The 9627-nt window shown below is 50.6% G+C and carries 5 protein-coding genes, 1 tRNA gene and 1 pseudogene; 5 read left to right on the top strand and 2 right to left on the bottom strand.

Features of this window, described 5'->3' with window-relative positions; translation table 11 throughout:
• Positions 1-963: 963 nt before the first annotated feature.
• A complete protein-coding gene (locus ACOSDM_RS16330) occupies positions 964-1683 on the bottom strand; it encodes a hypothetical protein (RefSeq protein ID WP_420725619.1) in 720 nt (239 codons plus the stop codon).
• 56 nt (positions 1684-1739) lie between these two features.
• Here ACOSDM_RS16330 and ACOSDM_RS16325 point away from each other — a divergent pair, with 56 nt between their 5' ends.
• Both ACOSDM_RS16325 and ACOSDM_RS16320 read left to right on the top strand, forming a co-directional pair.
• Positions 1740-2996, top strand: a complete 1257-nt coding sequence (locus ACOSDM_RS16325; protein ID WP_420725618.1) for a hypothetical protein — start codon at positions 1740-1742, stop codon at positions 2994-2996.
• A 116-nt stretch (positions 2997-3112) separates the two neighbouring features.
• Positions 3113-3187, top strand: a tRNA-Val gene (locus ACOSDM_RS16320).
• Positions 3188-3760: 573 nt separating this feature from the next.
• Here ACOSDM_RS16320 and ACOSDM_RS16315 read toward each other — a convergent pair.
• A pseudogene (locus ACOSDM_RS16315) lies at positions 3761-3931 on the bottom strand (transposase); the annotation flags it as partial.
• 319 nt (positions 3932-4250) lie between these two features.
• On the opposite strand from ACOSDM_RS16315, the gene ACOSDM_RS16310 reads away from it, so the two are divergent.
• From ACOSDM_RS16310 to ACOSDM_RS16300, 3 genes are read left to right on the top strand one after another with little or no spacing between them, the layout of a single operon-like run.
• Positions 4251-7694 (top strand): hypothetical protein, encoded by a 3444-nt coding sequence (locus ACOSDM_RS16310; RefSeq protein ID WP_420725617.1) that lies wholly within the window; start codon positions 4251-4253, stop codon positions 7692-7694.
• A complete protein-coding gene (locus tag ACOSDM_RS16305) occupies positions 7695-8177 on the top strand; it encodes a hypothetical protein (RefSeq protein ID WP_420725616.1) in 483 nt (160 codons plus the stop codon).
• Positions 8174-9394 carry a hypothetical protein gene (locus tag ACOSDM_RS16300; RefSeq protein ID WP_420725615.1) on the top strand — a complete coding sequence of 407 codons (1221 nt, stop codon included), beginning with the start codon at positions 8174-8176 and terminating at the stop codon, positions 9392-9394. The genes ACOSDM_RS16305 and ACOSDM_RS16300 overlap by 4 nt, the downstream gene beginning before the upstream one ends.
• Positions 9395-9627: the final 233 nt, after the last annotated feature.

Raw genomic sequence — 9627 nt, 5'->3', positions numbered from 1 at the left:
ATCCAAAACGCCCAAAACCAAACACCCCGAAAATGTCTTGGGTTCAAAACCCCCTTCGAGGTATTTAACGAAGGATCAATAACCGTTGCACTTCAAACGTGACTCCACCTACCCGCCTGCGCGGGTAAGACGAGGGATCTTTTAAAGATTTACCGCAAAGGGCGCGGAGAAGGCGCAAAGGACGCTGAGGGAGTGGTGCTATCTTTGCGCCCTCTGCGTTACTCAGCGATCTCTGCGTTTTCACCTTATTGAGAAATTAGGACCGTCACCCCGGACGTGATCCGGGGTCCAGGGCGGTACGCAGACAGTTGGACGTTTGGTCTTGGATACCCGCCTGCGCGGGTAAGACGAGGGTCTTTTGAAGAATTACCGCAAAGGGCGCGGAGAGGGCGTGGAGGACGCTAAGAGTGTGGTGCTGTCTTCGCGCCCTCTGCGTTGCTCAGCGCCCTCTGCGTTTTCACCTTATTGAGAAATTAGGACCGTCACCTCGGACGTGATCCGGGGTCCAGAGCCGCAAGCAGACAGTCGGACGTTTGGCCCTAGATACCCGCCTGCGCGGGTAAGACGAGGGATCTTTTAAAGATTTACCGCAAAGGGCGCGGAGAAGGCGCAAAGGACGCTGAGGGAGTGGTGCTGTCTTTGCGCCCTCTGCGTTACTCAGCGATCTCTGCGTTTTCACCTTATTGAGAAATTAGGACCGTCACCCCGGACGTGATCCGGGATCCAGGGCGGTACGCAGACAGTTGGACGTTTGGTCTTGGAGACCCGCCTGCGCGGGTAAGACGAGGGTCTTTTGAAGAATTACCGCAAAGGGCGCGGAGAGGGCGTGGAGGACGCTAAGAGTGTGGTGCTGTCTTCGCGCCCTCTGCGTTGCTCAGCGCCCTCTGCGTTTTCACCTTGTTGAGAATTCAGGACCGTCACCCCGGACGTGATCCGGGATCCAGGGCGGCAGGCGAAATTGCCTTAAAACTGCCCGGACCCGCTCATCACGCGGCCCCGGATTGCGGCTTCCATTTGTTTTTGCTGATGATAATTCTTGGGCGGCCATTGGGCGTTGCTCATATAGGTCAGGCCGACCTCTGCAATGCCGGTCTCCTTACCGGCGATCGGGCGGCCTTTCTTCAGGGCATCCCACATCGTCATGACCCGGTCCTGATACAGTTGCTGCCGCTCCCGATTGGTGGAGTGATATTCCTTCACCGCCCGGGTCCAGCTGTTGCGCTTGTGGCGCAGGTCCATCAGGAAGGACGTGGCATAGGCCACATTATGCACCGGATCGAAGGCTTCGTTCAGATCATCGAAATTGCTGCCGTGATAATAAAGGTTCACCTGCATACAGCCGACATCGATATTGGTCACACCCTTGGCCTTCAGGGCCTGAACCTCGGCAATGGCGGCTTCCTTGCTGGGCAGATATCGCCCCCTGCCTTCGGCCATGACCGTCCAGGGCCAGGCAACAAAGGCATCATCATCCGCACTCCACCGACCGCTTTCCGTCAGGGAAATGGCCTGCAGCAAGTGTACCGGAATATTGCGCGCCCGTTCCGCCACAGAAATCGCCGCCGCACAAGGCCCGGCCTGGGGTCTGGTTTCCTGATCCGCACTGGCCCAGGCGCTGGACGGACCCAGCCCGCCGATTGCCAAACAGACAATGAACCCGGCACATATCGTTAGAACTCTCATTTGGCCTCTCCAAGCCGTGTCAAACGCTCTCTCTGCCCCTAATAGAAGCAAGCACCATGCCAGAGACGGCAAAGCGACAGGCCCCCAGCCCAGCACAATTGGATTATCCCCCGGCGCTGTGTAAGGTGGCGCGGTTCTTGATGGAGTTTATGATGACCAAACCACGCTGCCTGTTGATCGCCAACTTCGCCCCCTTGAGCTCCATCTGGGATATGGGGCGCGGCATGCGCACGGCGCTGGAAAATGCGGGCGTGTCGGTCATGGAATATCTGCGCAGCGATTTCCCCAATGAGGGGCTGAACCGCATCATGGTCAAGGCGATCACGGAATTCAAAGGCCCCCGCTTCGTGCTGGATATCAATGCGAATGAGAATTACCGGGTCCAGAATGGCTCCCTATATGATGCCTATCGCCTGCCCAGGATGAGCTTTATCACCGACTCCCCCCTGCGCCATATGGCAAAGATTCAGGCGATGCCGGAACACAGCATTCTGGGGCTGGTGGATGGGGATTTCCCAGACATCCTGGCCGATTTTCCGTGTCCCAGCCGCTGTCACATCCCCTTCCCCCATGCCGGTCCCCCGCCGGAGCCAGCCCCCCTGTCCAATGACCAGCGCGACATCCCCGTCCTGTTTGTGGGCAACATCACCAGCGCGCCCAGCCAGGACGACTTCCTAACCCGCCATGGCGGCAGCGATACCGGTCGGCGCAAGGCCCTGTCCCAGGCAATGGAGGCAGCGCGGGAGACTTATGCCCCCCTGTATGCCCTGTGCAAGACCGCCCTGCCCGGCAAGTCCCCCCAGGACTGGCTGGCCGCGACCAATGATCTGGAAACCCATCTGGTCAGCACCCGCCGGATTGCCCTGCTGAACAGCCTGAAACATCACAAAATCGTCTATTGCGGCGTCATCGACCCGTCGCTGCGCACCGCCCTGCCCGGCACGATGGAAGATCGCGGTGCCGTCACTTTTGAAGACGCCGCCGACCTAATGGGCCGCGCCCGCGTGCTGATCAACAGCAGCCCCAGCTTCCGCAATGGCGCGCATGAGCGCGTGTTCTATGGCCTGTCGCGGGGCGCATCGGTCGTCACAGAGCCCAGCCGTTTCCTGACACCGGCGCAGGCAACGACGCTGGGCATCACCACGCTGCCCTTTGCCGCAGACCGGGCCGCCACCGCCATAGACCAGGCCATGGCACGCACCGACGACGACCGCCACACGGCCCAGGCACACTATGCCCGCACCCATACCTGGACCCAGCGGATGGAAACGGTGCTGACCTGCCTGAAAGAGCAGTTCTGGACCGCGCCCTGAGCCAAAATCCGGGCCACAGACAAAAATCTGTCACACCCCGATCAAACGCTTGAAGGACCCGCCCCACGGTGCTATTCACCCTGCCGCAGCAAACGCACAGCGTGCAGACTGCAAAAGGGCGCGTAGCTCAGTGGGAGAGCACTGTGTTGACATCGCAGGGGTCGGAAGTTCAATCCTTCCCGCGCCCACCATCGAAACCCCCAGGGAAACCTGGGGGTTTTGTCTTTTCTGGCCTTCGGCCTCTCCGACAAAAACCCATTCTGTTCACAAACATTCACAAGGTCAATTGTGAACGTCGTCTTTCAGTGCTCTCCCACTGAGCTACGCGCCCTTTTGCAGCCTGCACGCTGTGCATTTGCTGCGGCAAGGTGAATAGCACCGCTCCGGCTGACCTACGGATCGTGATGTTGGGAGTTCGAAACTCTTGGGGCGCGCCATTCTTTTCAAGGGCTTAGCGGAGAATTGCTAAGTCCTTTTTTTGTGCAGGAAGTAGGTGAAAGCGTAATTGAAGGACCATCGAATTATAAACGAAGTCTCGAACTCTGATTTTGTCTTGCAACAAAGTATCGACCGAATACGGGAAGTGGATTGGTGTTAGATGCCTTCGGTCTCTAATTTTTGAAAGAAACTATAATTCCTCACTCTCCGCGTAGTGGTCCATGTAAATTGTTCCAATTTTTTCCCGACGTGGTCGTTTACGTCGTAATGTCCGCTCTCAAGCTCGTGACCTGCGACCCAAGTATACTCCATTCATAGGGAGAGTCCTTCAGCCGGTTCGCCTCTGATACTTCAAGGCCGCCAAACTTGGCTTTCCACTTGTAGAAGGTCGCTTCTCTGACACTGCGACCGCGCCAAACATCCGCCGTCCTCTGACCAGCCTCCTGCTCCTTCAATATCACGATGATCTGTTCTTCAGTGAACCGGCTGCGCTTCATAAATCCGTCTCCTTCACGTCGACAGACTGTACACAAATCTGGAGGAATTTTAAGGGCGTAGGTCACGTAGAATGAATAACTAGCTAAAGTATTTGTTCCGATATCACATGTTGCAATTCTTAACATTTAAGCCCTTGTTATAAAAATGTAACTCAGGTTGTTTGACCGACTTCATTTCCAACATTCCTCGCTTTCCAGCCTGGCTCCCGCATCCAATCGTTGTACAATTCAAAGAATCCTACTAACCACATATAAAATCTTCAATATATGTAAGAAAAACTGGAGGAAACTTCAATTGGATCGAGGGCACGGAGAGGATTTGGACCCAAATGATAGGTTGTTCAAAGAACAGCAACATCGTTTCAGAGGTCTGGTTTCAGCTTTTAGATCAAAGCGGTTCGTCAAAGATCGAAAAGTCGCGCGCTCCCATGCCTTCAGAAGCAATCTGTCGACTTTATTTTTAGACGTGCGCGCCGAGATTCCATCGTCGCGGTTCCGGGAAATGCTCGAGTGGATATCTGATTTAGCCGGAACTCAAGTAAGAGAACTGAGTCAAATTCCGATTGAGTACGATGATCTCTCCGGCATCTACAAATCTGCTCCCATCTTACCGCTAATGACCGAGTTGGAATGGGTTTGCGAACGCCTACGGGTCGAGCGCAACACCATCCGCAGTTACTTAAATCAGAAGGCCTATGCAGAAGAGGCTACGTTCGCCGGGCGATATGAAGAAGCCATACTGTCCATAAAACAAATTCAAGATGTATATGGCGTCTCTCTTTGGTCCGTTCAGTTACGCTTGGCCCTCGAGCATCAAGCGGGAGGGCTCGAACGTCAAAAGCAATACTCTGCCGAAGTCAGGGCTGTACACAAATTTGGCCTTCTTGGGTTTGTCGCATACTTTACGAGTGTTAGGAATGAAGACAGAACGACTCTTTATAAATTTCTTGATGATGTGGAATCGAGGTTAGAGAATCATCTCGTTTTTGCAGACGCAACAAAGACCTACCTGCGGTTTAGGTTAAAAAATGAACTACCAATTACTGAAACTGAACTGGCAGATGTCCTGAGGGTAGAGCAGAACCATGGAATCATCGACCTTTACGAAACCTTCGTTTGTATCCTTCAGCACATCGTATCAAATTCTTTTCTGATCAAGCAACGAACCGCTATTTTAAGCTTAGTTCAATCTACCGAGATTGCGGATCCACGCCTCGACAAGATTGCGTGGCACGTCGCACCAACGCTCCCTCATTGTATTCAAAATCGCGAAACAAAAGTTTCAGAGCACCTGTTCAACGGCCGTCTAAAGCAATGTGTCTACGACGCTCGTGCAACGATACGGAAAGTACGAGATCCGTGGATACTAATCTACGCAGGATATGCCCTTGCACATAGTGAACGGGATCGCCCATTCCCGGTACCTAAGCCAACAACAATTGCAAGAATGATCGGGCATGTTGAGAATCGCTGTGAATATTCGGAAGAAGCTTGGGCTAAGACAACCAAACTAACCTTGAATTATAGTGGTCTCCCAATAGCCGCAGGTGTCCTAAGCCTACTACACCAACTTCGTCGTCCAAGTCCTGGAAGTGACTGGAAGCCTTGGCTAATCGGTTTAAACAGCGCCACTTTTGGGGCAGAGGATGTGCGTTGGGACTGCGCTCCTGTGAACGTGCGGCTTCCGAATGCTAGACGCACAAACGAAGTATGGACGCACATCCAAATTGGCCAACGACCTCCAACTTTCAAGCCCGCCATTCTTGCTCACGCTGTCGGGTGTGTTCAACGTGGAGAAATTTCCAACGCGTTAGAAGCTCTTGGAGAAAGTGTGGAGGATTGGCCGAAGCCATTGCATGCGTTGCGGTCACTCATACAACTCCACGCGTGGCACGGTTTAGGGGATCGACAGAAAGTTATTGAGCTGATTTCCAAAGAAGGCGCTCGCAGTCTCGCACACAGCGATTTTATGCCGATTGAAGCGACGCTATCAGCCTATAGCTGGGAAGATTTCAAGCTCGTTGATCGACAGCTTTCAACCCCAATCGCATTGCATCTTCTTTGGAGTCGCCAGGAGGACGGTCAGACACTATCTCGCCTTCGATTTAGCACAGGAGCAGCCTTACGCAATCTAAAGGTTAACAAGCCATCAAAACTTTTCGAAATTTCTCAGAGTTTCGACCATCACGAGTTAGTTTACTTTCTGGATAACGTCTGCGTTCCAGAAATTTTAGATACCAGCATGTTGTTCGCTAGTACCCGCGAACTCTTAGAAGAGAGATTGGAAATTGTAAGTAAGCTTCAGGTATTTGATACAGAAAATTCATCACATTACTCAGATGAAGTCATGCATATCTCGAACCAGCTTGCCCTGGATGAAGGAAAATGGATTGTCGACAGTACGCGCATTCATGTCGACAATGACTCTATGGTACGTTGGGCATTGAGGGAATTGGAAGAAGATTTCAATCGCTATCGTGATCTTGCATCTCTCAACGTAACCACTCCGCAATCATTTGATGATGTTATACGGGGTATAGTCGAAAATACTCCACAGAAACCCGCGCTGTCACCTGATAATGAAGCGGATGCCGTACTTCTAAACATAGTGAAAAAGTTATCTGATGAATTCCTGACAAACTCTACCTATGGGTTGGATTATTTTCTTTCCAAGAGAATTCGTCACCAATCTTTTATAGGACTTATCCGCGGACCTCTCGAATTTTCAAACCTAATAACAACAAAAGACTCAGAAACTGGAGAATACCATAGGAATGATGTTTGCTTGAATCGTTTTACCTGCACTGAATCAGAAAAACTAAACAAAATTGACGATTCATTAAAAATTTTCTCTCGAAACTTCGACAATATTTTGACGACCGCAAAAGACAATTACTTCCATGTTCAGTCCCAAGAAAAGCCGGACGGGATGATAGTTCTGCCGATTTCAGAGGCGTTGTTTTCTCTTATCAAGGCCGTTGCTACAGTGGATGTAGATTTGAGGAATTTTCTAAGCTTCTCTATTTCAACTCTTTGGGCCGCCCTAGAGACTTCCCTCTCAAGAGTTCGAAAAACTATCTCGGAGGATATTAAAAACGAGCTGATAGCATCATTTGATTCTACGCGCGCGACAGTGCGTAGCTTAGCGGAGGGCGATCCAGGATTTTTAGGGTTCGACGCAGATATGGGGAGAATCTCAAACGAAGTTCAGGTGAAACTCGATGAAGCTGCTCAATGGTTTGTCCATGCAGATACCGTAGCAAACAGCAGAACTTTCACACTTGAGCAATGCGTCGAAATTGGTCTCGCCGCAGTCCAAAAAACACAGCGAGGATATTCACCGCAAATTTCCCATCGATCAGTTGGGGAAGTAGCGCTTTATGCTGGTGACCTAGTCTTCGTGCATGACGCGCTATTCGTAGGCCTTGGAAATGTATTTAAACATTCCGGTCTTAAAGACCCGTGTGTAGATATTGTCGCGACGTGGAATGAAGTTGAATCGACCCTTGAGTTTGAGATTGAGAGCGACTGCAGAACTAGTGCTCGAATCGAGAAAGAGAAACGCGCCAACGAAATCCGAAATGCAATTGAAAGCGGAAGTTTTTCGCGGCGGACCAGATCAGACTCGGGTAGCGGCTTTGCCAAACTTGCAGCGTCTGTGAAAAAATCGAATCGTGGGAATCTAAAATTTTACTTCACAGAACAGGGTCGCTTTAAGCTGGAAATCACATATTCCGTCGTTCTCCAACGAGAGGATTTATAGATGCCAGTAAAGCCAAAAATCCTTCTTGTCGAAGATGAATCACCGAAACTGACTCACATTAGCGCACTACTCCAAAAACTCGCACCGACAGCGCACGTAGTAACCGCAAGATCGGTCACGTCCGCACTTCGTTTGATAGAATCCGAAGAGTTTGAGTTGCTAATTCTCGATATGTCACTTCCGACCTTCGATATCGGTGAAAGGGAGAGTGGAGGTCGACCCCAAGGATTCGGCGGGACAGAAATATTGCGTCATGCGTCTATGGCAGAACGCCTAGGTCCTACGATAATAATTACGGGGTACGAAGGGTTTCTGAGAGAAGGTGGAGAAATTGTGAATTTAGAAATTCTAAAGGCAGAATTAATTGATGAATTCGAAGAGCATATTGTTGAGGTTCTCCACTATAATTCAGCTTATGATAGATGGAAACTTGCTCTAAAATCATCCCTAAATTCTTTAGGCATTATTGGAGAAGAGAAATGAATATTTTGATCGTTGATGACAATCCGAAAAGATATGGGAAACTCCGCCCAGAGATCGAAGCTGCTGGCGTTAGCCCTGAAAATGTGGACATCGTTGTTTCGATTTTTGACGCGAAGAGAAGCATTCAATCGAAAAAATATGACCTGCTTATATTGGATATTTTGATTCCGCTCCGACCGGAAGATGACGCGCATACAGACCACTCAGTTGATTTTCTTTTTGAAGTTCAAGAAGAGTCGTTCGTCAACAAACCCACTTGGATACTTGGAATTACCTCGGATCGTGAGATAGCGAGTGATGCAGTTAGGCGGTTTTCCGATTGCTGTTGGACGGTGCTCGATTATTCGGAAACTGACGACGAGTGGATCAAGCGTACGCTGAATTGCGTAACGTACATTTTGGGTCAAGATCATAAAAAACTTGTGGAAGAACCACCGATTGACCTTCTCATTGTGTGTGCTTTGCAAGCCCCTGAGCTTACTAAGGTGCTAGAAATTCCGTGGAATTGGAAAACCGCTCGCCCTGTCGACGATGTAACTTTTGTACACGACGGCGAACTTGATTCTAACGGAACAACGCTCTCAGTTTGCGCGGCAAGTGCTCCAAGAATGGGGATGGTTGAAACTGCAATCCTAACCACCTCACTACTAATCAAGCTTAGGCCAAAAATTGTGGCCATGACTGGGATATGCGCTGGTGTACGCGAAAAAGTGAAGTTGGGAGACGTGTTGTTTGCTGATCCAGCTTGGAATTATCAGAGCGGTAAGCAAACGAAAGACAAGGACATTGCCCGGTTAAAAATTCGCCCTCATCACATCCCAGCCAGCACAAAAATTCGCTCTCATATTGCCCAGATTAGCGCTGAAGTAAGCACTTTCCGCGAAGCTATGTCTACATTTAACGGTGACGGTCCAGGTTTTAATCAATTGCGGATTGGTCCTGTAGCATCTGGGACCGCAGTACTTGCGGACGGTGACATCATCAAGCAAACGAAAGATCAACAACATCAAGAATTGATCGGCGTTGAAATGGAAATTTATGGTCTATTTGCCGCAGTCAAAGCGGCATGCAGCCCTCAGCCAGAGGTCTTCGCATTGAAAGGCGTTTGTGACTTCGCAGATCAAGACAAGGCCGATGAATGTCAAAGTTTTGCGGCCTTTGCAAGCGCTCGGGTGCTGCAACTGCTTATGGAAAAATACGGGAACAGGCTGGTTTAATACGAGTGACTCGTGTCCCAGGATATAAGACCCAACGCCACACATATGCCGCACGGAATAACCCCCCGCGTCCAAGGACAGGGCGGCCAAATGGCCTAACATTTTTATTTTGACCTGCGCCCTTAAAATTCCTTCAGATTTGTGTAGGGTCTGACCATCTTAGAGTCTGCCCATTCGATTAGTTAACGACGGCGATATCGAATAGAGCGGCCAGAGACCTTTACGAAACGGGG

The organism is Hwanghaeella sp. LZ110, assembly GCF_048892525.1.
GTDB lineage: Bacteria > Pseudomonadota > Alphaproteobacteria > UBA8366 > Aestuariispiraceae > Pacificispira.
Note: the sequence above shows the minus strand (reverse complement) of the source record. Positions and strands in the feature narration are given on the sequence as shown.